Source organism: Aquibium microcysteis (assembly GCF_014495845.1).
GTDB classification, from domain to species: Bacteria; Pseudomonadota; Alphaproteobacteria; order Rhizobiales; family Rhizobiaceae; genus Aquibium; species Aquibium microcysteis.
Genome location: NZ_CP061080.1, coordinates 5,915,969 through 5,938,832 on the forward strand (window position 1 = coordinate 5,915,969; position 22,864 = coordinate 5,938,832).

The following is a 22,864-nucleotide window of genomic DNA, read 5'->3' on the forward strand; positions in this document are numbered from 1 at the left end:
GCCCAACAACTTGCGTTTCCGCGAAAGGTTCCCTCTCCTCATTCGAAAACCAGCACGCCCGCCTGGCGTGCCGCATCGACGAGGCGGGCGCGCGCATCGGAGACGGCCATGAGGCCGTCGAGTGCGGCCTGCGCCGCGTTCAGCGCCTCTTCCTGGCTGGCGCCGCCCGGCCAGTCGACGTTCTGCAGATAGTCGCGCGCGGCGCGCACGGATCCGATCTCGATCGTCCCGACCTGATCGGAGACCGTGACCGCCCGCTCGAACGGCTCGTCCTGCGTCTCGGCCATCCTGATGTCCTTCGTCATGTCGGTGCTCTCCAGCAATTGCGCATGGTCCGCCAGGATTTCCGCTTCCCGCGCCGCCTCCGCGAAGGCGCGCCGGGCCAGCACGGGCGGCTTGAAGCCCTTCAGCACGGCGAGGCACGCCAGTCGCGCGGCCCGATGCCGCCCGCTCCATTCGTTGGGCCAGCGATGCAGCAGCATTTCGGCGGCCTGACGTGTGTTGGTGACGTCGAACGACCGCGCTTCCCGGGGATCCAGCACCGTCACCGGCGCATCGAACCACCCGCTTTCCATGTTGACCTGCATGTCGGTAATCTCCTGGGACGCTGACGAACGCTTCGCCTGCCGGATCGTTCCGGCAGCCGGGCCGTGCGCTATCGGAGGATTGAGGCGAAGCGACGGCGACACCCGGTGCCGGTGGTGCAACGCGACCGGCGCCGACCTATATGCGTGGTTCGACGGACAGATGGCACAGTCAGGGAAGGGGCCGGTCATGGACACCCCCACGCAGACACGGACGGCGGACGGCGCGGTGCTGCCGCGCTTCGAGATGAGCTATGCGGAGCTTCCCGCCCGCTTCCATGCCCGGCCCGGCCTGTCGCCGGTGCTCGAGCCGCGCCTGGTCAAGCTCAACGGGTCGCTTGCGCGTGCGCTCGGCCTCGATCCGGCCGCGCTCGGCTCGCCGGAGGGCATCGAGATGCTGGCCGGCAGCCGCCCGCCCAACGGCGCTCCGCCCATCGCCCAGGCCTATGCGGGCCACCAGTTCGGCAATTTCGTGCCGCAGCTCGGCGACGGCCGCGCGCTGCTGCTCGGCGAGGTGGTGGATCCGCAGGGCCGCCGGCGCGACATCCAGCTCAAGGGGTCCGGGCCGACGCCGTTTTCGCGCGGCGGCGACGGCCGCGCGGCCCTCGGCCCCGTGCTGCGCGAATACGTCCTCAGCGAGGCGATGGCGGCGCTCGGCATCCCCACCACCCGCAGCCTGGCGGTCGTGACGACCGGCGAGAAGGTCTATCGCGACTGGCCGCTGCCGGGCGCCATACTCACGCGCGTTGCCGCCAGCCACATCCGCGTCGGCACCTTCCAGTACTTCGCCGCGCGCGGCGACACCGACGGCATCCGCGCGCTGGCCGATCACGTGATCGCGCGCCACTACCCCGGGATCGCCCCGGACGCCGGCCGCTATCTGGCGCTGCTGGAAGCGGTCATCGCCGCGCAGGCGCGTCTGGTCGCCTCCTGGATGCTCGTCGGCTTCATTCATGGCGTCATGAACACCGACAACATGACCGTTTCCGGCGAGACCATCGACTACGGCCCCTGCGCCTTCCTGGACGAGTTCGCGCCCGACAAGGTCTTCTCCTCGATCGACCGTGCCGGACGCTATGCCTATTCCAACCAGCCCCACGTCGCGGTGTGGAACCTCGCGCGGCTGGCCGAGACGCTGCTGCCCCTGATCGCCGACGCCCAGGACGAGGCGATCGCCAGGGCCGAGACGGCGCTGCGCGGCTTCCAGGCCCACTACGAAGGCGTGTTCCACATCGGCCTGCGCCGCAAGCTCGGCCTGCTTTCGCAGGAGGATCACGACGTGCAGCTCGCCAGCGATCTCTTCGCCCTGATGGCGGAATCCGGACCGGACTTCACGCTCACCTTCCGCGGCCTCGTCGACGAACTCGACGCGCCGCTCGGCGAGGGGCCGGTGCGCGCACTGTTCGCGACGCCCACCGCCTTCGATGCCTGGTCGGTGAAGTGGCGCGACCGCCTGTCACGCGAGCCGGGGCGGGACGCCGAGCGCCGCGACACCATGCGACGGGCGAGCCCCCGCATCATCGCCCGCAACCACCGCGTCGAGGAGGCGATCCGCGCGGCCGAGGACCATGGCGACTTCGCGCCCTTCGAGAGGCTGGTGGAGGTGCTGCAGCGGCCCTTCGACGACCGGCCGGAGGACGACGCCTATGCCCTGCCGCCCCGGCCGCACGAGCGCGTGACGAAGACCTTCTGCGGCACCTGACGCGCGATCCGCCAAGGACCGGCGCCCGCGCGGCGCCACCGGCGGCAGGCCCCGCCGCCGCCGGTGGCGCCGTTCGCGCGAGGATCAGGACTGCTTTTCGAGCGCCGTCAGCGCCTGGTCGAGGCCGCGCCAGGACACCGGCACGGAGATGATGCGGCCGCCGGCATCGGCGAAACGGATCTGGCCCGCTTCGCCGGCCCGCAGCGGCTTCAGGCTCTTTGCGTCCGGACGGGTGTCGGCGAAGCAGGAACCGCCCGCGCAGCGCTTCCACTCGAGGATGATCGCGCCTTCGGCGGGCGCCTTGGGATCGACGATCACCCCGACCTGGCCCGGCAGCGAGATGTTGACCGGCAGCACGGCCGTCATGATCAGCTGATCGTTGTCCGGCAGGCGCCCGATCGCCAGCTGGGCGATCGGCTGCGTCTGGCCCTGGACCTTGACGGTCTGGACGACCTCGCAGGTCTGCCCCTCGGGGCGGGCGTTCTTCTTGCCGGCCTCCTCGGCCGGCGCCGGCTGGCGCACGCAGCGCAGCAGCCAGTCGCCGAAGGTGGCGGTGGTCACCGCCGGATCGGCCGGAACCTCCGGACGCGGCGCCGGGCTCGGCGTCTGCGCGGGAGCGGCGGTGACGGAAAGCAGCGCGGCGAGGCCGGCAAGGGCGCTGCGGAAGCGGATTGAAGCGTTCATCGGTCGGATCCTGGGTGGCGCCGGAAGGGTGTGCGGATGGCCTGCGGTGCACGCAGGCGGGAGCGGCCGGCAGGTGCACCCTGCGACCGGATTCTGCAATACCAGAATTATCGGCGGGACTGCAGGCGAAATCGTCATGTGTCCGCAACGGAAAGTGCAGCCCCCCGCGCCGTCCGGCCGGATCGCGCAGGCGCCGCACGGGACCACCAGGACGCAGGGCGGTGCCGGCCACCCCGGTCGCCTGCTGCTGATTCGTCTGCGCCGGCCGGGCCGCGGCGAATCACCCGCGTCGCATCCGGCCGGCCCTGCGGATTTTTTGGGTCCCGTCGCCGGGGCTGCCGGTGCATCGCCCCACGGTTCCAGGCAAGCGCGGCATCTGCGCGCGGGCCTGCTGCCACGCGCCATAGGGTTTCGGCAGCACTTCTGCGCCGACGCGGATGTCGGCGGACGGAGCGCCGATCCTGACCGGCACGCGTTGTTTTCCTGCGCGCCGCGCACGATCACGGGCATACGCGTTGCCTCGCCCGCCTCACGGGACGCCCGTGCCGACCCTGCACGAGCACCGGACCAAGGTCTGGACCGTCCTGCTGGTCCATCGTCGCCGCGGCCGCCGTTTTTGCCGTCGTTTCAGGTTGCAATCGGACCCGATCCCCGGATATTGCGTTGCAACAACGGCAATGGGAGCCTATACCCCAGGTAGAACGGAAGACTGACTGGTTGCGGAGTTTGAGAGAGTGGGCGTGCGTCTGAGGCTTCCCGGTGGGACATTGAAGTTCAAGAGATATGCCGAGCTGAGGGGCGTCGAGCGCCGGCGCGAAGTCCCCGTCCTGGTCATAGGTTTCATCTATGTCGTGTGGTGGAGCTGGCTTTCCGAACGGCGGTTCTCGAGCCACGGCGACAAGGGGTCGGGTCCTGCCGGGCACCTCGCGTCCGGCAGGGGCGAGTGAAGGACCGCACGTCATGGTCCTGTCATCGAAGGGCTTTCTACGATGCGGGCGTCGCGCCGGCTGCGGCGCACCGGCCGACATGGCGCTCCCGTCCCGGCGCTGCAGGTCGCCGGAGCTCCATGGCCGGCCTGCCGGACGGACGCGGTGGCTCCCGGTCGCGTGTCGGTCGATCCGCGTCGCCGCGCGGCGACGGGACGCGTCGCCGGCACCAGTGGCCGGCGGAAGATGTGAAAGGTCACTAATCAAGCTTAAAGTGGATATTGCATTGCAACCGTGCTGTGTGTCGTCTACTCTGGGTGGTCGCGAGTTGTGGTCCGGTTGCAGGGAATACTTCGATGAGCATCCGCATGCGTCTTCCCGGTGGAACCCTCAAAGTGAAGAGATATCCCGAGTTGCGGGGGCCGGAGCGCCGCAGAGAGGTGCCGGTCCTGGCCGTCGGCGGCCTGTACCTGGTCTGGTGGAGCAACGCGGCCATGAAGAGGAAGGCGCGCGAGATGGAGCAGGATCTCGGCCGGGTCCCCGTTCACGCCGGGGACGCGGACGTTTGAACAGGGTGATTTGGTTCGGAGGCCCACAGTGGGCTATGCTGTCCGTCATGGATGGTTCGACGTCACCGCAGGAATCGCCGACACGCGCATGAGGCATCGGTTCACCGCAGGCTTTGGCGGGGCGGGATGTCCGCGGAGCCCTTTTTCCACCGCGCGACATGTTTTTGCCGCTCGGACCGGATTTAGTCTGCGCGGTTCCCGCGGGAGCCCGGCGTACCCGAAACGGACTTGCTGAGAGCACGGCGACATGGGACTTCACACCGCGGGCAAAGGCGTTCTGGACGGGCGGCCGATCCGTTTCGACGGCCGGCGCTGGTATGTGGTCCACGCCTTCACGGGACGCGAGAAGGAGGCGGAAGCCCAGCTTCGCAACCAGGGCTTCGAGGCCTTCAACCCGATCGAGATCCGGACGGTGCGCCACGCGCGCCGGCTGGTGACGCGGTCGGCCGCCTTCTTCCCCGGCTATGTCTTCGTCAGGATCGACGTCGACCTGGATCGGTGGCGCAGCATCAATGCGACGCGCGGCGTCCGGTCGCTGATCATGCAGGCGGAGCGGCCGGTCGCCTGTCCCAGAGGTCTGGTCGAAGGGCTGATCGATGCCGCCGATGCGAACGGCGTGATCGAAACCCGCCCGCTGCTTCAGCCGGGTCAGAAGGTGAAGGTGCGGACGGGTCCGTTCGCCGAGTTCGTCGGCACGCTGGAGCAGCTCGACAATGCGGGCCGCGCCCGCGTGCTCCTGCAGATCATGTCCGGCGAGCGGGCCGTCCGTATGGCGGGCCACGATCTGGAAGCCGTTTGAACCGGCGGCCCGGAGATGGCCGTCCGGGCACGGCCATCCTGCGGCGGCGCGGATCGGGCCGGGCGGCGCCGTCCGCATGACCCGCCCGGGCGTGCCCCCGGCGCCGGTGCGGCTGCGGATCGCCGCCGGCATGGCGCTCGCGGTCGAGCTCGGCTGCATCGTCTGGCTCGCCTCGCGCGGCGGCGACAGCCAGATGCGGATCCAGTCCCTGCTGATGCTCGACGAGAAGGCGGCCCATGCCCTGGCCTTCGCCCTCGCGGGACTGACCGCCTCGCTGGCCTCGCACTCCGCCCTGTGGACGGCCGCCGGTCTCGGCGTCGTCGCGGCCGGCATCGAGATCCTGCAGTCCTTCGTGCCGGACCGCACCGCCTCCGTGCCGGACCTCCTGGCCTCCGCCGGCGGCATCGCGGCGGGCGTGGCCGTCGGCGCCGTGCTCTGGCCGGTCCTGCTTCGTGGTCTCCGGCGGCGCTGAGTCCGCCCCGCCCGGGCGCGCCCTACTTCAGATCGTTCTCGTCCAGATCGACGAGGTCGAAATCGTCCGCCGCCTTGTGGCCGGGCTCCGGCGGCAGCGATTCCAGCCAGTCCCAGAACTCGAAATCTTCCCGCGTCCGGTCCTGGCGCGATGCCGCGCCCTGGGCACGGGCGCCGGCGCCCTCTGCCTCGAAGAAGTCCAGCTCCGGCCCGGCCTCGCGCGCGCGCCGCCGCGATGCCTGCGGCTCGCTCCGGCCGGCGGCGGGCTCGGCCGGCTGCGTCCGTCCGGCGCCTTCCGCGATCGACCGCACCTTGCTGAGTTCGGACGCCAGCAGTTCGAGAAGCTTCGCCTGCTTGCCCGCAAAGGCCTTCTGGCGCTGTTCCATGTCCGCCGAAAGGTCTGCCACCTGCCGCTCGACCTGGCGGCGCAGGCGCTCCTCGAGGTCGCGCCGCTCGGCCGCGTGGCGCTCCACCAGGGTGGCCTCGTTCTGCTCCATCCGGCGGATGGTCTCCTCGCAGGCCGAAAGCCGCGATGTCAGCGTGTCGATCCGCTCGAGCAGGATCCGCAGTCCCTCCGATGGACGGGGCTGCCCATCGGTCCGCTCGGAAAGGGCGTGGTCCGGCCGTGCCTCCGCTTCCGTGGCGGACGGCTTCGCGATCTCTCCCTCGATCACCGTTTCCGGCCGCTCCGCGGCGGCGGGCGCTCGGCCAGGCTGCAGGAACCTCATCCGTCCCGTCTCCTGATTCATGGGTTCGAACGCATAGCTACAGCGTCCGGCGGTGCCGTTCAACCTGACCCAAACGTCACCCGGCGCACCGGCTGGCGCCCTGCCTCCGCGCCACCGGGCCGGCAGCCTGTGGGAGGCTCCCACGCTCGACCCGCGCCGGCGCGCGACGGGCGGGCTGCGCCCTGAGCGCGCGGTCCGGTCCGCCGTCGCGTCCGCGAAGGCCTTTACAGCCGGGAAAAAGCAAGGGACTGCAAAGGCTTGGGCATGCCGATGCAGGGGCGTGGGAACGATCTCAGGATGCACAAGCCGCTTGCGGATCGGGACGATATCTGCCATGTCCGGACATGGTCGCTTCCGGTTCGCTCACCCGGGAGTGCGGTAGCCATTGGCTTGGTCCATGGCGGCAGGCCGCGGCGGATTGGGCGCCGACCCAGACGTTCCGCGCCGCTCGCGGCGCAGCGAACGGATTGCATCCGACGTGGCTGGCGGCGCCGGGGGGAGGCGCCGGTCACGGCAAGACAGGAGAGTTCGGGTTGATCTCGATCCCCATGGCCGGACCCATCGTCGCGCCGCCCCGGCACCGGTTCCTGCGCGTCCGCTACCAGCTTCTCGGCGGATTGCTCTTCGCCGTCGTCCTCCCCGTCCTCCTGCGAAGCCTCGACGGCACGTGGGTGATCACGGCGCAGACCACCCAGAACACCGTGCTCGCCGCGGTCTGCGCCCATATCCTGGGCTTTCTGGCCTTCCGCCGCCTCGGCACCTTCCCCGGCGTCGCCGCAGCCGGCTTCATCCTGCCCACCTTCGCGCTCACCTACGGCTTCATCTTCGCCGTCATCTTCTTCTTCCGCATCGATTACAGCCGCTTCCAGGCCGGCGGCAGCTTCATGCTGTCCACTCTCTGGTATTTCGGCTGGAGCATCGCGGCACGGCGCGTCGTGCGACACAGGCTGGCCGTCGTGCCGGGCGGCAACGTGTCCGGCATCGAGCGCATCCAGAACGTCGTCTGGCACCATCTGTCGTCGCCCGACCAGGCCGTGGCGGGCATCAACGGCATCGTGGCGGATCTCAGGGCCGATCTGTCGGACGCCTGGGAACGCTACATCGCCGATGCCGCGCTGGCCGGGATCCGCGTCTACCACGTCAAGCAGGTGACCGAATCGCTGACGGGGCGGACCGAGATCGAGCACCTGTCGGAGAACACGCTGGGCTCGCTCAACCCCAACCAGTTCTACCTGTCCTTCAAGGAGGCCGCGGACCGGCTCGGCGCGGTGGCCGTGCTGGTGCTGCTGGCGCCGGTGCTGGCGCTGATCGCCTTGGCGATCCGGCTGGACTCGTCCGGCCCCGTCCTCTTCCGGCAGGAGCGGATGGGCTATCGCGGCAAGGTCTTCACGGTCTACAAGTTCCGGACGATGCGTGTGGAGGAGCCGGCAGGCGACGGGCGCGAGAGTGCCATGACGCGGCCCGGCGACGACCGCATCACGCGGGTGGGGCACGTCCTGCGCCATTCCCGGCTCGACGAACTGCCGCAGGCGCTGAACATCCTGCGCGGCGAGATGAGCTGGATCGGGCCGCGGCCGGAAGCGCTGGCGCTGTCGCGCTGGTATGAGGACGAGCTTCCCTTCTACCGCTACCGGCACATCGTGCGCCCCGGCATCACCGGCTGGGCGCAGGTGAACCAGGGCCACGTCACCGACGTGGGCGACGTGCTGGAGAAGCTGCACTACGACTTCTACTACATCAAGAATTTCTCCCCCTGGCTCGACCTGCTGATCGCGCTGCGCACCGTCAAGGTGATGGTGACGGGGCACGGCGCGCATTGATGCGGGGGCTGAGATGGCTTGCCGGTGCCGCTGCCGCGACGCCGTCATCCCGGGGCCTGTCCCCGGGATCTGCCCGCGCCTGGAGATCGTGCGGGGCGCTGGCCTCCGCGGGGGGAAGGGCGGTCCGGCGTTTGCAGATCCTCGGGACAAGCCCGAGGATGACGGCTGGAGCGGGGATGACGGCCGGAGCGGGGATGGCGGCCGAGCCTTCGATGCCGTCATCCCGCGGCCTGTCCCCGGGATCTGCCACGCTCCCGGAGATCGTGCGGGGACCCGGCCTCGCCGGGGATACGCAGGGCGGTCGGGCGTTTGCAGATCCTCGGGACGAGCCCGAGGATGACGGCTGGAGCGGGGATGGTGGCTGGAGTGAGGATGACGGTCTGGCCGAGGATGGCGGCCGGGCCTTCGACTCCGTCATCCCGGGGCCTGTCCCCGGGATCTGCCACGCTCCCGGAGATCGCGCGGGGTCCCGGCCTCGCCGGGGATACGCAGGGCGGTCGGGCGTTTGCAGATCCTCGGGACAAGCCCGAGGATGACGGCTGGAGTGAGGATGGTGGCTGGAGTGAGGATGACGGTCTGGCCGAGGATGGCGGCCGGGCCTTCGATGCCGTCATCCCGGGGCCTGTCCCCGGGATCTGCCCCCTCCCGGAGATCGTGCGGGGGCCCGGCCTCGCCGGGGATACGCAGGGCGGTTCGGCGTTTGCAGATCCTCGGAACAAGCCCGAGGATGACGGCTGGAGCGGGGATGACGGCCGGAGCGGGCATGACGGCTGGAGCGGGGATGGCGGCCAGACCTCCGAGGCCGTCATCCGGGGGCCTGTCCTCGGGATCTGCCACGCTCCCGGAGATCGCGCGGGGTCCCGGCCTCGCCGGGTTACGCAGTGCGGTCGGGCGTTTGCAGATCCTCGGGACGAGCCCCATACGCGCTAACATAGCGTTGACGGTGCATTCGGCGCGTGATTCGTTTGGCGCATGAATGATTCGCTGCACGCCATGAATTGGGACGAGCTGGTCGCGCGACTGGGCTCGGAGGAGGAGTTGACGAGGAGCGCGCGGGAGGCGGGTGCGCTGCTTCGAAAGCGGCAGGTGTCCAGCGCCACAATTCTGTTGCGGTTGTGTTTCGCCTATGTGCTGGGGCGGTTTTCGCTTCGCACGCTGGCGGCCTGGGCCGAGCAGCGAGGCCTGGCGTCGATGTCCGACGTGGCGATGCTCAGGCGGCTGAAGGCCAGTGCCGACTGGGTGGGCGACCTGGTCTCGGACCTGCTCGCCGAGCGCTGCCCCGAAGCCCTGGCCGGTTCGAGCGGCGGACTGCGGATGATGGCGGTCGACGCCACGGTGGTGGCGCCGCCCGGACCCAAGCGGGCCTATTGGATGGTGCATACGGTGTTCGACCTCTCGAGGCTCAGGCTGTGTTCGGTGGACGTGACCGATCGGCATGATGCCGAGCGGTTGTCGCGCGGCGTCGTCCAGGCCGGCGAATTGCGGATCGCCGATCGCGCCCACGCCAGGGCGGACGATCTGGCTCGGGTGGTCGAGGCTGGCGGCGCGTTCCTGGTTCGCGCCCCTTCGACCCATCCGCGCCTGCTGGATGGGGAGGGTCGGCTGCTGGATCGTCTGGCGCTGTGCCGCGAGGCGGGCGAGAAGGGCGTGCTCGATCGGCCGGTGAGGGTCCAGGACCGCAAGTCGAAGGTCGAGGTGGCCGCCCGGGTGGTGATCCTGCCCCTGCCGCCCGAGGCGGCGGCGAAGGCCAGGCGCGCGGCGCGCCGTCTGGCCGCCAAGGCGGGGTACGAGCCCAGCGAGGCCGGCATCGAGATGGCCGGTTGTCTGGTGCTGCTGACGTCGCTCCCGTCGGACGGCTGGCCGCCCGAACGGCTCGCCTCGACCTATCGGCTGCGATGGCAGGTCGAGCTGGCGTTCAAACGGATGAAGTCGCTGGTGGGCCTGGAAGACCTCCGCGCAAAAGATCCCAACCTGGCGCGCCTGTGGATCAACACCGCCCTTCTGGCCGCCCTGCTGACCGAAGACGACCTGCCGGCCCTCGGTCCCGAGGCGCCGGACTCTCTCCCCCTGGCCGCCTGAACCGGGCCGCCCTGCCGATCTGGCGTCTCGCAGCCATGGCGCTCGCCAACATCTCCCTGGCGGTCTTGCAGGGACCAACCAGACGGATCCCCATCGACCGTCTGCTCCACCGACTGCGCGAGCCACCGCGACGACGGCGCGCAATTGCACATCGGCAGCTATGTTAGCGCGTATGGGGACGAGCCCGAGGATGACGGCTGGAGCGAGGATGACGGCAGGATTGGGCATGAAGGCCGGAGCGAGGATGACGGCCGGTGCTCGACGCTGCCCGGCGCCGCGGAACTAAATGGGGCAGGCTGAATGAACATCCTCGTCACCGGCGGCGCCGGCTTCATCGGCTCGGCCGTCTGCCGTCACCTGATCGCTTCGACCGGTCACCGCGTCGTCAATCTCGATGCACTGACCTATGCCGCCAGCCTGTCGTCGCTCGATCCGATCGCCGGCGATCCCCGCTACCGCTTCGTGAAGGGCGACATCGGCGACGCCGCGCTCGTGTCCGCGCTGCTTGCCGAAGAAGCCATCGACGTCGTCATGCATCTGGCGGCGGAGAGCCATGTCGACCGTTCGATCGACGGACCCGCGGCCTTCATTCGGACCAACGTGGTCGGAACCTGCACGCTGCTCGAAGCCGCCCGCGCCCATGTCGCGGCACTTCCCGCCGACCGGCGCGCCCGCTTCCGCTTCCACCACGTCTCCACCGACGAGGTGTTCGGCCAGCTGCCGCTCGACGGCGGGCTCTTCACCGAGGAGAGCCCCTATGCGCCGTCCTCGCCCTATTCGGCATCCAAGGCCGCATCGGACCATCTGGCGCTCGCCTGGCACCATACCTACGGACTGCCCGTGGTGCTGTCGAACTGCTCCAACAATTACGGGCCCTACCATTTCCCCGAGAAGCTGATCCCGCTCGCCATCCTGAACGCCATCGAGGGCCGGCCGATCCCGGTCTACGGCACCGGCCGCAACGTCCGTGACTGGCTCTATGTCGAGGACCACGCCCGGGCGCTGGCGCTGGTGGCGACGAAGGGCGTTCCGGGACGCTCCTACAATGTCGGCGGCCGCAACGAGCGCAGCAACCTCGCCGTGGTGGAGGCCATCTGCGACACGCTGGACAGGCTCGCGCCCCGGCCGGGCGGCGGCAGCCGGCGCGACCTCATCGGCTTCGTCGCCGACCGTCCGGGCCACGACCTGCGCTATGCCATCGACGCGACGCGGATCGAGACCGAGCTGGGCTGGCGGGCGCAGGAGAGCTTCGAGACCGGGCTGGAGAAGACCGTGCGCTGGTTCCTCGACAACGAGGCCTGGTGGCGGCCGATCCGGCAGGCCCGCTACGACGGCAGGCGCCTCGGCGCGGCGGCGTGACGGCGCGGGCGGCGGACGGCTTTGCGGAGGGGCGGCGCGTGAAGGGCATCATCCTGGCGGGCGGCAGCGGCACGCGGCTGCATCCGATGACGCTTGCCGTCTCCAAGCAGCTGCTGCCGGTCTACGACAAGCCGATGATCTACTATCCGCTGTCGGTGCTGATGCTGGCCGGCATCCGCGACGTGCTGGTGATCTCGACGCCCGACGACCTGCCGCGCTTCCGGGCGCTGCTCGGCAGCGGCGAGGCCTGGGGCATGCGGTTCTCCTATGCCGAACAGCCGCGGCCGGACGGGCTGGCGCAGGCCTATCTGATCGGCGAGGACTTCGTCGCGGGCGAGCCGTCGGCGCTGATCCTCGGCGACAATCTCTTCTACGGCACCGGCCTGCAGGACCTGCTCGACCGCGCCGTGGCGCGGCGGGACAAGGCGACGCTCTTCGCCTATCACGTGGCCGATCCGCAGCGCTACGGCGTCATCGAGTTCGACGCCGCGCGGCGCGCGCTCTCGATCGAGGAGAAGCCGGCAGCGCCGCGCTCGAACTGGGCTGTGACCGGGCTCTACGTCTATGACGGCCGCGCCAGCGGCTTTGCCCGCGACATCCGGCCTTCGGCGCGGGGCGAGCTCGAGATCACGGATCTCAACCGGCGCTACCTGGAGGAGGGCGCGCTGGCGGTGGAGACCATGGGCCGCGGCTTCGCCTGGCTCGACACCGGCACCCCGGGCTCGCTGCTGGAAGCGGCCGAATTCGTCCGCGTGCTGGAGCACCGCCAGGGCTTCAAGATCGCCGCGCCCGAGGAAGTGGCCTTCCACAAGGGCTTCATCGACCGCGCCGCGCTACGCGACCTTGCCCTGCGGCTCGGCAAGAGCGAGTACGGGAAGTATCTCATGAAGATAGCGGAGACGGGAGCGTGAGCGAGGCTGCTCGTCCCCGTCGGCTCTGCATCATCAACACGCATCCGATCCAGTACTATGCGCCCTTGTACCGGTATCTCGCTGAGAATGACACTGAAATCGAGCTGGAGGTCTTCTATCTCAGCGATCTTTCGTTGCGAGGCGAGTATGACTCCGGCTTTCGTAGAAGTGTGACCTGGGACATCGACCTTTTGTCCGGATACACCTCCCGCTTTGTCGGACCGAATTATAAGAAGGCTACGCCCGGCGCATTCTCTTCCTTGGTCGTCCCTGAACTGCTTCCGGCCATCATCAAGGGCCGATTTGATGCTGTTGCAATCTACGGATACTCTCATGCCGCCAGCATCGTCGCTGCCGTAGCGGCACGTGTCTCCGGTGCTGATCTCTTCTTTCGCTGTGACATGAACGTGCTGGTGGCGAAAAGGAGACGGCAGGACCTTGCGAAGCGGCTGTTCGTCAGATCGGTCTTCGCTGCCTGCAGCAAAATGCTCGTCATCGGCTCCCGTAACCGCGAATACTACAGGTGGATGGGAGTGCCAGATCGAAAATTCGTCTTCGCCCCATTTACTGTCGACAATGACCGGTTCTTTGCTGCGAGCCGCCTGACGCACGAGGAGCGGTCAACAGTTCGTGCAGGATTGGGAATTGTCGGAAGCAAAACTGCGTTGCTGTTCATCTCGAAATTCATGCCCGGCAAGCGACCAGATCTGCTGATAAAGGCTGCCGCCGCGCTGGCGGCGGACGGGTATCCCTTGCACCTCGTCATGGCAGGCTCTGGCGAGATGGAGGAGGAGCTTCGCGCTTTGGCCGGATGTTATCCGTCGCTGAGCGTGTCTTTCCCGGGCTTCGTCAATCAATCCGAAATGCCGAAGGTCCTCGGCGCGTGCGACGTGATGGTATTCCCCTCCGAGATCGACCAATGGGGACTGATCGTGAATGAAGCGATGGCGGTGGGTCTCCCGGTCATCGTGGGAGCAGAGTCCGGGTGTGCGCCTGATCTTGTCGAAAATGGCGTGAACGGATTCTTGGTTCCGCCCGGCGACCTTGATGCGTTGACGGCTGCACTGGAACAGATCGTTGCTGACGACGCATTGCGGGCGCGCATGGGCGAAGCGAGCCTGAAGCGGATGCAGACCTGGAGTTTCCGTGAGACGCATGCCGGCCTAAGACAGGCGCTTGGTCTTCGCTCGGTTTCGGGCGACGGGACGATGCGGACGCCAGCATCTTTGGCGGGTGTCGCTTCCACATGAGCCGAAAGCCGACAATGGTTTTCGCCGGAGACTTCTGGGACGGAGCTTCTGGCGCTGGTCTCGCTGAGGGTTTTCGCCGCTGTGGCTGGGCGGTGCAGGAGGTGGACCGGGCGAAGTTCGCTCTACCGCGGACGAGGAGCTTGGTTAGTCGTATCGCCGCGCGATTGACGGCGACCGAGACAGCGCACGCTTTTCAGGAGGCGGTAGTTCGGGAGTGTTCGGTGCTGAAACCCGATGTATTCCTGACCATCAAAGGCGCAGGTGTCGATATCGCGACGCTTCGAAAACTGCGCAAGATTCGTGTTCCTACCGTTATGTTCTACCCCGATGTCAGTTTCGATCATCCGCAAGTATCCATTAATTCTTTCAATGAGTACGATTTATTTGTCACCACTAAGAGCTTCCAAATCGATTACCTGTCTGATCTGTTGGGCGCGGACCGTGTCGCATACGTCCCGCATGGATATGTCGACGGAACGCATGCGCCGCTGTTTGAGTCGGCAGATGTCCGTCAATCCTTCGATGTCTTCTATGCTGGGAATCACTCCGCGGAGAAACAGGTCTGGCTTGAGCGACTTGCGAAAGGCGTGCCTGACGCCAGCATAGGAATCGTCGGCAACCGTTGGGACCAGACGGCCGGTGGTCCATTGCGCAAGGCAACTTTTCTGGGAGAACAGCTGGCCGTTGCTTACGCGCAATCTATCCAGAAAGCCTGCATCAACGTTGCAGTTCACTTTGGCGCAGCTCCGAATGGGTGGGCTGATCTGGTCTCCACTCGGACGTTCGAGATCCCGGCATGCAAAGGGTTCATGCTGCACATCGACAATCCGGAGGTGCGCGAGTTCTTCGACGTGGGCACCGAGATCGACACGTTCGCCACGGCGGAAGAGCTTTGTGACAAAGTCCGCTTTTATCTCGATCGGCCCGAACTTCGCGCAGCCATGATCGAGCGGGCTTACGCCCGGTGCGTCCCGGCCTATGGCTGTGCAGCAAGGGCGCGGAGAATCGACGAACTCCTGCATCAGACTGGTCTTGCACCGTCCGGCGCAGTCGGTCGTAAGGCGGAAGAGCGGTACCATGCAAGCGACCAGTGATCCCCAGAGCCTCTACGCCGGATACGAAGAGTGGAAGGGCTGGCACCGGCCGTTCACCTTCACCGATGATGACAGCCGCTATTTCGCCGGCGAAATGCGCGGGATCGACGTTGCGGGGAAGCGGGTGCTGGAGATCGGGTTCGGGTCCGGCTCGTTCCTCGCATGGGCGCGGGCACGGGGAGCGGAGGTCGCGGGGATCGAAATCATCGAGAGCTTGCTCGAGGCTGCCCGACGAGAGGGCGTGGAACTGATAGACCCGGCGATCGAGGACATCGCCGGCGACCATGCCGGTCAGTTCGACGTGATCGTCGCCTTCGACGTGTTCGAGCATTTTCCGCTGGATGTCGTGGTCTCGCGCCTCGCGGCGGCCCGAACGATGCTGAAGCCCGGCGGGCACCTCGTGCTGCGTTTTCCGAATGCGCAGAGCCCGTTCGGCCTGCCTCCGCAGAACGGCGACCCCACCCATCGCAGCGCGCTTTCGCGATCGGTCTTCGAGCAGCTCTGCCAGGCCATTCCCTTCGAATTCGTTCGGTATACGCCTTCTTACCGGGCGTCCGGGAAGGGGATCGCGAAACGGATCGTTCGCGGGCTTCGCGGCGCGTTGCGCGACGGAATCTCTTGGCTGCTGAACTTCGTCTATGCCAGCAATATCCCCTGGGACTCCGTGGTTGTGCTCGTGCTCCGGAAGCCCGCTTGATCATGTCAGATCACCGGCGCGCCGAGCGCTGCAAGGACGCGCCACGACGCACCGTCGGAGCAGGCGAGGGCGGGGCCGCCGGCCGCATCCGACACATAGGCAAGCGCACCGGCTCCCGCAGCCGCTGCACCGGGCAGGCCGGCGATCGTGAACGTGCCGATGCGGACCGTGCCAGCGACGTGCAGCCTGGCCGTGGGCGCCGTGGTGCCGATGCCGACATTGCCGCCGGCCTGGACGTTGAACAGATTGTCGGCGCCGAAGAAGCCGATGGAGAAGCGGTTGGCCGCGCTGCCGTCGGCGACATGCGTATAGGCGAAGGCCGCCCGGTTGTAGAGCGAGGCGACCTTGCCGATGGTGCAATAGGCCTGCTGGCCGCCGATGAGATTGGGCGCATAGGCCTGGAAGCAGCCGACATAGGCCGCCGACAGCGTGTTGTAGACATGGAACGCACCGTCGGAGCCGCCGACCGAGCCCGACACGGTGAGCGGCACGTTGGGCGTTGTGGAGGCGCCGAGCTTCACCGGCTGGGCGAAGGAATGCGCGCCCGTCCAGGCCACGCTGTCGGCCGCCTTCACCACGCCTGCCGGCCCGGTGGCCGGGAAGGACACGGCGCCGCTGGCGCGGTCGACCCGCATCGCCTCGGTCCAGGCGCTGCCGTCGGAACTGACCTTCAGCGTGAAGTCGTCGCCGCCGGGCAGGCCCAGCTCGGCACGGCCGCTCCAGCCGGTCTGGAACAGCAGCGCGGCCGTATCGCCCGCCGCATTCTTGTTGATCTTCAGCTGGTGGCCGCCGCCGGCATGGCTGAGCAGCGTCGCCGCCGCGCTGACGGCGAGGCGGTTGGTGTCGTCGGCCGCGGTCGCGATGCCGAGCCGCGGTGTCTCCTCGATGTTCACGGCCGGGTGCCAGGCCCCGTCGCGGCGCACGAGCAGCAGCGCCTCGTCGCGAACATAGGCGAGCCAGCCTTCGGCCGCCGGATAGAAGGCCCAGGCACCGTCCTGCCGGGCGGCGATGGCGCCGGCCGGCCCTCCCCACGCGCCGCCGGGCTCCGCCGGGACGATGTAGCGCGCACCCTCTGCCGCCGGGGCGGGGGGCGCGGCCTGCGCGCGGCTTTCGACGCCGATCTGCACCAGCGCATCCAGCCGGCGCAGCGCCTCGTTGTGGGTGACGTGCTTCTGTGCCTGCGAGGGCATGATGTAGGGAAGGTGGAGCAGGCTGGTCGATTCGGTGGTCATGGCGGTCTCCCTCGGTTGCGGTGCCGAAGAATAGGCCGGGTCCGGGACCCCGTGGATGAATTGGCCGCACATGCGGTGCCGACCGGATCGGCCGGATGCCGCGCCGCCGAGAAAAGGAGACCGGACCATGCTCGATAGGACCTCGCCCCGGCAGGCTTCTTCCGGAAAGACCATCCGCTCACCGGCCGATCTCGCGATCAACGGCGCGCCGCCGGCCTTCGCGGAGCCGCTGCATGTCGGCAAGCCGAATGTCGGCGACCGCGCGGCCTTCATGCGCATGGCCGACGCCATGTTCGACAGCGGCCGGCTCGCCAATGGCGGGCCGCTGGTGGAGGAGTTGGAGCGACGGCTGGCCGAGCATCTCGGCGTGCGCCACTGCCTGGCGATCTGCAACGGCACGGTGGCGCTGGAGATCGCGATCCGGGCGCTCGATCTCTCCGGCGAGGTGATCGTTCCCTCCTACACCTTCGTTGCCACCGCGCATGCGCTCTACTGGCAGGGCATCACGCCGGTATTCGCCGACATCGACCCCGATACCCACAACCTCTCGCCCGCGGCCGTGCGGCGGATGATCTCCTCGCGCACCACCGGCATTCTCGGCGTGCATCTGTGGGGGCGCGGCGCGCCGGTCGACGAATTGCAGGCGATCGCCGACGAGCACGGGCTGAAACTGATGTTCGACGCCGCGCATGCCTTCGGCTGCAGCCAGGGCGGACGGAAGATCGGCGGCTTCGGCTCGGCCGAGGTGTTCAGCTTCCACGCGACGAAGTTCTTCAACACCTTCGAGGGCGGCGCCATCGCCACCAATGACGACGAACTGGCGCAGCGCATGCGGCTGATGCGCAATTTCGGCTTCGCGGGCTTCGACAACGTGATCCATCCCGGCACCAACGGCAAGATGACGGAGATCTGCGCGGCGATGGGCCTGGTCAACCTCGACGGCATAGAGACCGTGATCGCCACCAATCGACGCAACCACGCGGCCTACAGCGAAGCGATCTGCCAACTGCCCGGCCTGTCGATCCTTCCCTATGACGCGGAAGAGGCCGGCAACTACCAGTATGTCGTGATGGAAGTGGGACCGAACTGCCCGGTGACGCGGGACGCCATCGTGGCGGCGCTGCAGGCCGAAAACGTGCTCGCCCGACGCTACTTCTGGCCCGGCGTGCACCGGATGCAGCCCTACCGGGACCTTTTCCCCAATGCGGGGGCGCTCCTGCCGCAAACGCAGGTGGTGGCCGATCGCGTGGTGGTGCTGCCGACCGGCACGGCGGTCACGCCGGAGGACTGCCGCGTGATTGCGGCGATCGTGGAGATAACTGAAAGGGCTTGAGCGAGCATTAGATGGAAAAAATTGGCACAGAGTACACGTCTGGTGGGGATAAAAACTCGTCGGAATCACTTAGATCTGAGTACTACAAGCTGATCCCCAGAATGGGCCCCAATTGGCATCGGCATGCGCTTATCGGGGTTAAAGTTGAAGCTCTGTCGAGAGTTTTGTATTATGCAGATCTATATAAAAAGATCCTAGATGTACCTGGTTTAATATGCGAATTCGGCGTCCAGTGGGGATCTAGTACTGTAACATTGTCAAATTTGCGTAGTATATTCGAACCGTTCAATGTTAGTCGTACTCTGGTTTCATTCGATACTTTTGAAGGTTTCCCGCACGTGGATGCCCAAGATGGGTTATATTCTGAGATTGGCGACTACAGTACCGAATCTGGATACGAAGAAACTCTGGAGCGCCTCGTCGCTCTGCATGAGGCGGCTGCGCCGATGCCTCATGTGAAAAAGCATGAGATAATCAAAGGCGATGTCAGCTCTACGCTACCGGAATGGCTCGAACGAAATCCCCATGCAGTCGTAGCGATGGCTGTACTTGACATGGACCTTTACAAACCGACGCGCGATACCCTTCAGCTGATTAGCGATCGCCTAGTTAGAGGGTCAGTTATTGTTTTCGACGAATTCAATTGTAAACAATTCCCTGGGGAAACTTTGGCTATGCGAGAGGTCATTGGGTACAAGAATCTACGGTTTATGCGCTCACCTTTTCAACCCTACTGTTCGTGGGCTGTCTGGGAATAGATAAAATAGATATTTCTCCATTTGCGGGAATAATAATGCGACGCCGAGTTTTGGTTTTTCCTTGCGGATCGGAAATAGGATTAGAGATATTCCGGTCAGTATCGATGTCTAGACACTTCCATTTGGTTGGTGGTACATCTACATTCGATTCTGGTCAAATGTACTACTCGGATATAGTAAATTGTATTCCACAAGTAAACGACTCCGGATTTGTCGACTTTCTCGCGAGCGTTGTCGAGGCCGAAAAAATCGATCTCCTATACCCCGCTATGGACAGCGTAATATACAAGCTAAGTGAGTCTCGGAGCGCCTTTAGTTGTACTGTTGTAACTCCTGAACATAGTGCGGTAAGTATTTGCAACTCAAAACTTGAAACATACCGGATATTGCAGAATAGTGTGAAGACTCCCAAGATCTACGCACGATCTGAAGATGTTGATAAATTTCCTGTTTACCTCAAGCCTGATGTGGGATATGGAGGGCGACGGCACAGACTATGCTCGGACCGGGAAGCCGTAGAATCATATATTCGCGAGAATCCAGACTGCATAATACTTGAGTATCTGCCCGGCCAGGAATATACTATAGATTGCTTTACTCGCTCTGATGGTCGGTTACTGCTGGTGGAGCCGCGAGAGCGTAATAGGATTGTAAATGGAATCAGTGCCTCTTCGGAAGCCTTTGCCGGAGAAAGATTCGAGTTTGAAGAGATCGCTAACTCGATCAACAGTCTGCTCAGAATGCGCGGCGCGTGGTTTTTCCAGGCGAAGCGGGACTACCAGGGGCGGCTTACTCTGATGGAAGTCGCGTGCCGTATCGCTGGAAGTTCGGGTGTAAATCGTCTCAGCGGGATAAATTTACCCCTTTTAACGCTGTTTGACTTCAGTGATACACTGGTTCGTCTACCGAATGGGAATAAAACTGAATATAGAGCTCACAGAGCTTTGGAGTATAAAGCGATTGTCGATGTTAATTATGCTTCGGTTTATGTCGATCTGGACGACTGTCTCATAATTGAAAATTCTCTTAATATCACTTTGGTGACCTTTTTGTTCCAGGCCGCGGCTTCTGGAAAGCGGATCGTGCTGATCACTCGTTCCTCTCGCCCAGTTCGACCTGTACTCAGTAATTATCGCATATCCGAATTGTTTGATGAAATAATACATCTGGTAAACGGTGAAAAAAAATCCCGTTATATTTCACGAGATTCGATCTTTGTGGATGATTCATTTGAAGAAAGGGAGGAAGTATTAATGGCGCTTAATATTCCGGTCTACGCGCCGGACGCTTTATCATTTTTCACGCGATAGTTACATGCGCCAACGCCAAAACGGCAACGCCACAGAGCTACATGCCTGACAAGGCGAATGCGATTTCTGCAACAGTTTGGAGTGCGGCAGACATACTACTGCGGCAGGGAGTGCAGTTCGGCATCTCGATCGTTCTCGCCCGGCTCTTGTCGCCGGAAGCCTTCGGCACCATCGCGCTCCTCTATCTGTTCTCGGGCATCGCGGGAATTTTTGCAGAAGGTGGCCTGTCCAGCGCGCTCATCCAGCAGCAGGACACCACGCTTGTCGACGAGTCGACCGTTTTCTGGTTGAACGCTGGGCTAGGAACCACAGTCGCTGGACTTTTTTTCCTGTCCGGACCATTAATTGCAGATCTGTACGGCGTCCCCGTTCTTGAACCGCTCGCGGGAGTGATGGCACTGACAGTTCTCGCCGGCGCCATCGGCGCCGTGCCGCGTGCCCTCTTCACGAAGACGATGAACTTCCGGCCGTTGGTGGTCGTCAGCATCGGGTCGGCCATCCTGTCCGGGGGCATCGCCGTCTGGCTGGCCTGGCAGGGTTGGGGGGTTTGGGCGCTGGCGATGCAGGCATTCGTAGCCGCCGCCGTAACGACACTTTTGACATGGGTGGTCAGCCCTTGGCGTCCCGCATTCGTAGTGAGCTTGGCTAGCGCACGCCGGCTGTTCGGATTTGGTGGATATATATTGGCCTCAGCCTTGCTCGAAACGGTCTATAGCCGCATCTATACCGTTCTTGTGGGGGTCTTTTACGGCGTCACGGCGCTCGGCTACTATACACGAGCGGATACCACCGCTCAGACGCCAGCGACCATCCTCAATAGCATCATCGCTCGCGTTGCTTTTCCGCATTTCTCACGCCTGGCCGCAGTCGATAGCATTCGCTTGAAAGAGAACTTCCGTTCCGCCCTTCTGGGGAGCATGCTGATCCACGCACCAGCGATGCTCGGCTTAGCCGCCGTCGCCGAGCCGCTTGTGCTCTCCCTGTTTGGCGAGAAGTGGCTACCGAGTGCTCCTTTCCTCCAGGTATTGTGCTTGGCAAGCCTTCTGATGCCGATGCATGTTCTGAATCTTCAAGCGCTGCTGGCGCTTGGCCGCGCTGACCTCTTCTTCAGATTGGAGGTGATCAAGAAAATAATAGGTATCATCATTCTGCTCGGTGCATCCCAGTTCGGACCAATAGGGATCGCTTGGGGAATGGTCGCGGTTGGAATAGCCAGCTTCTTCATAAACACGCATTATCTATCTCAGTTAGCGGGTTACGGAGCGTTGGCGCAGCTGCGCGACGTCACTTCGATAGTCCTGTTAGCAGCAGCTATGGCAATTATGGTTGCATTTCTCGTCGCTCAGGCCAAGGCAGTCCCTCCAGTGGCGAGCCTTCTAATCGGTATCTCCAGCGGCACCGTAGTGTTCTTATTTGTGGTTATTGTTCTGAATGTTGGAGGCGGGGCAACTATCGCAAAGCGGTTGTTGACTAATATCAAACGTATTAAGCATTCATGATGGAAAAATCGACAAACGAGTGCAGCGACGCCAGCGTCCTACCCATCGATCCGACTGTGTCTGTGCTCATGCTTACCTATAACCATGAGAAATATATAGCACAGGCAATTGAAGGAGTGGTGAGACAAGAATGTGGGTTCGCAATTGAACTGGTAATTGCCGACGATTCATCAACAGACGCGACTTTAGAAATTGTCAGAGAATATCAAGCAAGATACCCGAATATAATCCGGGTTCTGACTGCGCAATCAAACGTCGGAATATACAGTAACTATAAGCGCGCGCTCGCTGCATGCCGGGGAGAGTGGATCGCCTTCTGTGAAGGGGATGATTATTGGATCGACGGAAACAAGCTCAGTTTGCAGATCGGTTGCATTAACACAGTGCGCGGAGTCGACATATCTTTTCATTCGTGTATGATACAGTACGGGGATTCTTCTGATCTCGTAGGTCCTGTAAATAGGGTATCCAGTAGAAACAGAATAATAAAGACACAAGATGTTATATTTGGCGGGGGTAGTTTCATGCCTACTGCGAGTATACTGGTCAAAGCTCAGATGTTGAAAGATATGCCCTCTTGGCTATCGGAGTGTGGCGGTGCGATCGATGTTTACGTCCAAGCTTACGGAGCCAGGAACGGCGGCGCCCTCTACATAGATAGGCCGATGTCTGTGTATCGGCGTGGTGTAGCAGGATCATGGACAGAAGTTATGGCACGGGACCCGAAGGGGTTTAATAAATTTTGGATTAAGAGGATAGATCTACTTAGAAGGATGGCAGCGGACTTTCGTATTGATCGCAAAGCTGTCTACATACTTATCGGCCGTGAGCTTATGGGTATAATTGAGAGATCGAAATATGTGGAGAATAGGGAAGTTTTCAAATTTGTTGATACGCAGGCGAGAGAAATAGCTAGTTTTGTTCCCCTATATTATTATCGGTATATGAGAATTATAATAGAATCGCCGCATAGATGGCGATATCTTTGGGTGCGAACTATCTGGAATAGGTGGCTCGGGCGCGCTCGGAAATTAGCAGTAACACTTAGATTGATGTGAG

The 22,864-nt window shown here is 64.3% G+C and carries 21 protein-coding genes; 17 read left to right on the forward strand and 4 right to left on the reverse strand.

Going from position 1 to position 22,864, the window contains the following annotated elements:
- Positions 1-38: 38 nt before the first annotated feature.
- Positions 39-776: a DUF982 domain-containing protein gene (locus IAI54_RS27850; RefSeq protein ID WP_187970269.1), complete on the reverse strand. Its 738-nt coding sequence runs from the start codon at positions 774-776 to the stop codon at positions 39-41.
- Here IAI54_RS27850 and IAI54_RS27855 point away from each other — a divergent pair.
- Positions 775-2,286 (forward strand): protein adenylyltransferase SelO, encoded by a 1,512-nt coding sequence (locus IAI54_RS27855; RefSeq protein ID WP_187970270.1) that lies wholly within the window; start codon positions 775-777, stop codon positions 2,284-2,286. The two genes, IAI54_RS27850 and IAI54_RS27855, sit on opposite strands and share 2 nt — an antisense overlap.
- A gap of 84 nt (positions 2,287-2,370) precedes the next feature.
- On the opposite strand, the gene IAI54_RS27860 is transcribed toward IAI54_RS27855, so the two are convergent.
- Positions 2,371-2,970, reverse strand: a complete 600-nt coding sequence (locus IAI54_RS27860) for an invasion associated locus B family protein (RefSeq protein ID WP_187970271.1) — start codon at positions 2,968-2,970, stop codon at positions 2,371-2,373.
- Positions 2,971-3,737: 767 nt separating this feature from the next.
- Between IAI54_RS27860 and IAI54_RS27865 the strand changes: the two genes are divergently transcribed.
- The 4 genes from IAI54_RS27865 to IAI54_RS27880 all read left to right on the forward strand — a co-directional run bounded on the left by IAI54_RS27865 (position 3,738) and on the right by IAI54_RS27880 (position 5,736).
- The gene (locus IAI54_RS27865) at positions 3,738-3,917 is read left to right on the forward strand and encodes a hypothetical protein (RefSeq protein WP_235679189.1); all 180 of its coding nucleotides are present in this window, start codon (positions 3,738-3,740) and stop codon (positions 3,915-3,917) included.
- Positions 3,918-4,252: 335 nt separating this feature from the next.
- A complete protein-coding gene (locus IAI54_RS27870) occupies positions 4,253-4,465 on the forward strand; it encodes a hypothetical protein (RefSeq protein WP_187973407.1) in 213 nt (70 codons plus the stop codon).
- A 247-nt stretch (positions 4,466-4,712) separates the two neighbouring features.
- Entirely contained in the window at positions 4,713-5,264 is a 552-nt protein-coding gene (gene nusG / locus IAI54_RS27875) for a transcription termination/antitermination protein NusG (protein ID WP_187970273.1), read from the forward strand.
- A gap of 76 nt (positions 5,265-5,340) precedes the next feature.
- On the forward strand, positions 5,341-5,736 hold the full coding sequence (locus IAI54_RS27880) for a VanZ family protein (protein ID WP_187970274.1): 396 nt from the start codon (positions 5,341-5,343) through the stop codon (positions 5,734-5,736).
- A 22-nt stretch (positions 5,737-5,758) separates the two neighbouring features.
- On the opposite strand, the gene IAI54_RS27885 is transcribed toward IAI54_RS27880, so the two are convergent.
- Positions 5,759-6,463: a hypothetical protein gene (locus IAI54_RS27885; protein ID WP_187970275.1), complete on the reverse strand. Its 705-nt coding sequence runs from the start codon at positions 6,461-6,463 to the stop codon at positions 5,759-5,761.
- Between the two features lie 533 nt (positions 6,464-6,996).
- On the opposite strand from IAI54_RS27885, the gene IAI54_RS27890 reads away from it, so the two are divergent.
- The 7 genes from IAI54_RS27890 (at position 6,997) to IAI54_RS27920 (ending at position 15,673) form a co-directional block, all read left to right on the forward strand.
- Positions 6,997-8,283 (forward strand): sugar transferase, encoded by a 1,287-nt coding sequence (locus IAI54_RS27890; protein ID WP_235679190.1) that lies wholly within the window; start codon positions 6,997-6,999, stop codon positions 8,281-8,283.
- A 972-nt stretch (positions 8,284-9,255) separates the two neighbouring features.
- Entirely contained in the window at positions 9,256-10,362 is a 1,107-nt protein-coding gene (locus IAI54_RS27895; RefSeq protein WP_187970016.1) for an IS4 family transposase, read from the forward strand.
- A 300-nt stretch (positions 10,363-10,662) separates the two neighbouring features.
- Positions 10,663-11,721 (forward strand): dTDP-glucose 4,6-dehydratase, encoded by a 1,059-nt coding sequence (gene rfbB, locus IAI54_RS27900; RefSeq protein WP_187970276.1) that lies wholly within the window; start codon positions 10,663-10,665, stop codon positions 11,719-11,721.
- 38 nt (positions 11,722-11,759) lie between these two features.
- A complete protein-coding gene (gene rfbA, locus IAI54_RS27905; protein WP_187970277.1) occupies positions 11,760-12,632 on the forward strand; it encodes a glucose-1-phosphate thymidylyltransferase RfbA in 873 nt (290 codons plus the stop codon).
- Complete coding sequence (locus IAI54_RS27910; protein WP_187970278.1) at positions 12,629-13,882, forward strand: glycosyltransferase family 4 protein; 1,254 nt, start codon at positions 12,629-12,631, stop codon at positions 13,880-13,882. Before rfbA ends, IAI54_RS27910 begins: the two co-directional genes overlap by 4 nt.
- A gap of 221 nt (positions 13,883-14,103) precedes the next feature.
- Complete coding sequence (locus IAI54_RS27915; RefSeq protein WP_187970279.1) at positions 14,104-14,976, forward strand: CgeB family protein; 873 nt, start codon at positions 14,104-14,106, stop codon at positions 14,974-14,976.
- Positions 14,915-15,673 (forward strand): class I SAM-dependent methyltransferase, encoded by a 759-nt coding sequence (locus IAI54_RS27920; RefSeq protein ID WP_187970280.1) that lies wholly within the window; start codon positions 14,915-14,917, stop codon positions 15,671-15,673. Before IAI54_RS27915 ends, IAI54_RS27920 begins: the two co-directional genes overlap by 62 nt.
- Positions 15,674-15,678: 5 nt before the next feature.
- Here IAI54_RS27920 and IAI54_RS27925 read toward each other — a convergent pair whose 3' ends face one another.
- A complete protein-coding gene (locus IAI54_RS27925; RefSeq protein ID WP_187970281.1) occupies positions 15,679-16,905 on the reverse strand; it encodes a DUF2793 domain-containing protein in 1,227 nt (408 codons plus the stop codon).
- 127 nt (positions 16,906-17,032) lie between these two features.
- Here IAI54_RS27925 and IAI54_RS27930 point away from each other — a divergent pair, with 127 nt between their 5' ends.
- From IAI54_RS27930 to IAI54_RS27950, 5 genes are all read left to right on the forward strand, one after another.
- Complete coding sequence (locus IAI54_RS27930) at positions 17,033-18,238, forward strand: DegT/DnrJ/EryC1/StrS family aminotransferase (RefSeq protein WP_187970282.1); 1,206 nt, start codon at positions 17,033-17,035, stop codon at positions 18,236-18,238.
- A gap of 11 nt (positions 18,239-18,249) precedes the next feature.
- Positions 18,250-18,996, forward strand: coding sequence for a TylF/MycF/NovP-related O-methyltransferase (locus tag IAI54_RS27935; RefSeq protein ID WP_187970283.1), 747 nt, complete (start codon positions 18,250-18,252; stop codon positions 18,994-18,996).
- Between the two features lie 269 nt (positions 18,997-19,265).
- A complete protein-coding gene (locus IAI54_RS27940; RefSeq protein WP_275403626.1) occupies positions 19,266-20,306 on the forward strand; it encodes an ATP-grasp domain-containing protein in 1,041 nt (346 codons plus the stop codon).
- A gap of 41 nt (positions 20,307-20,347) precedes the next feature.
- Positions 20,348-21,805 carry a lipopolysaccharide biosynthesis protein gene (locus IAI54_RS27945; RefSeq protein ID WP_187970285.1) on the forward strand — a complete coding sequence of 486 codons (1,458 nt, stop codon included), beginning with the start codon at positions 20,348-20,350 and terminating at the stop codon, positions 21,803-21,805.
- Positions 21,802-22,863 (forward strand): glycosyltransferase family 2 protein, encoded by a 1,062-nt coding sequence (locus IAI54_RS27950; RefSeq protein WP_187970286.1) that lies wholly within the window; start codon positions 21,802-21,804, stop codon positions 22,861-22,863. Before IAI54_RS27945 ends, IAI54_RS27950 begins: the two co-directional genes overlap by 4 nt.
- The last annotated feature ends 1 nt before the right edge of the window (position 22,864 follow it).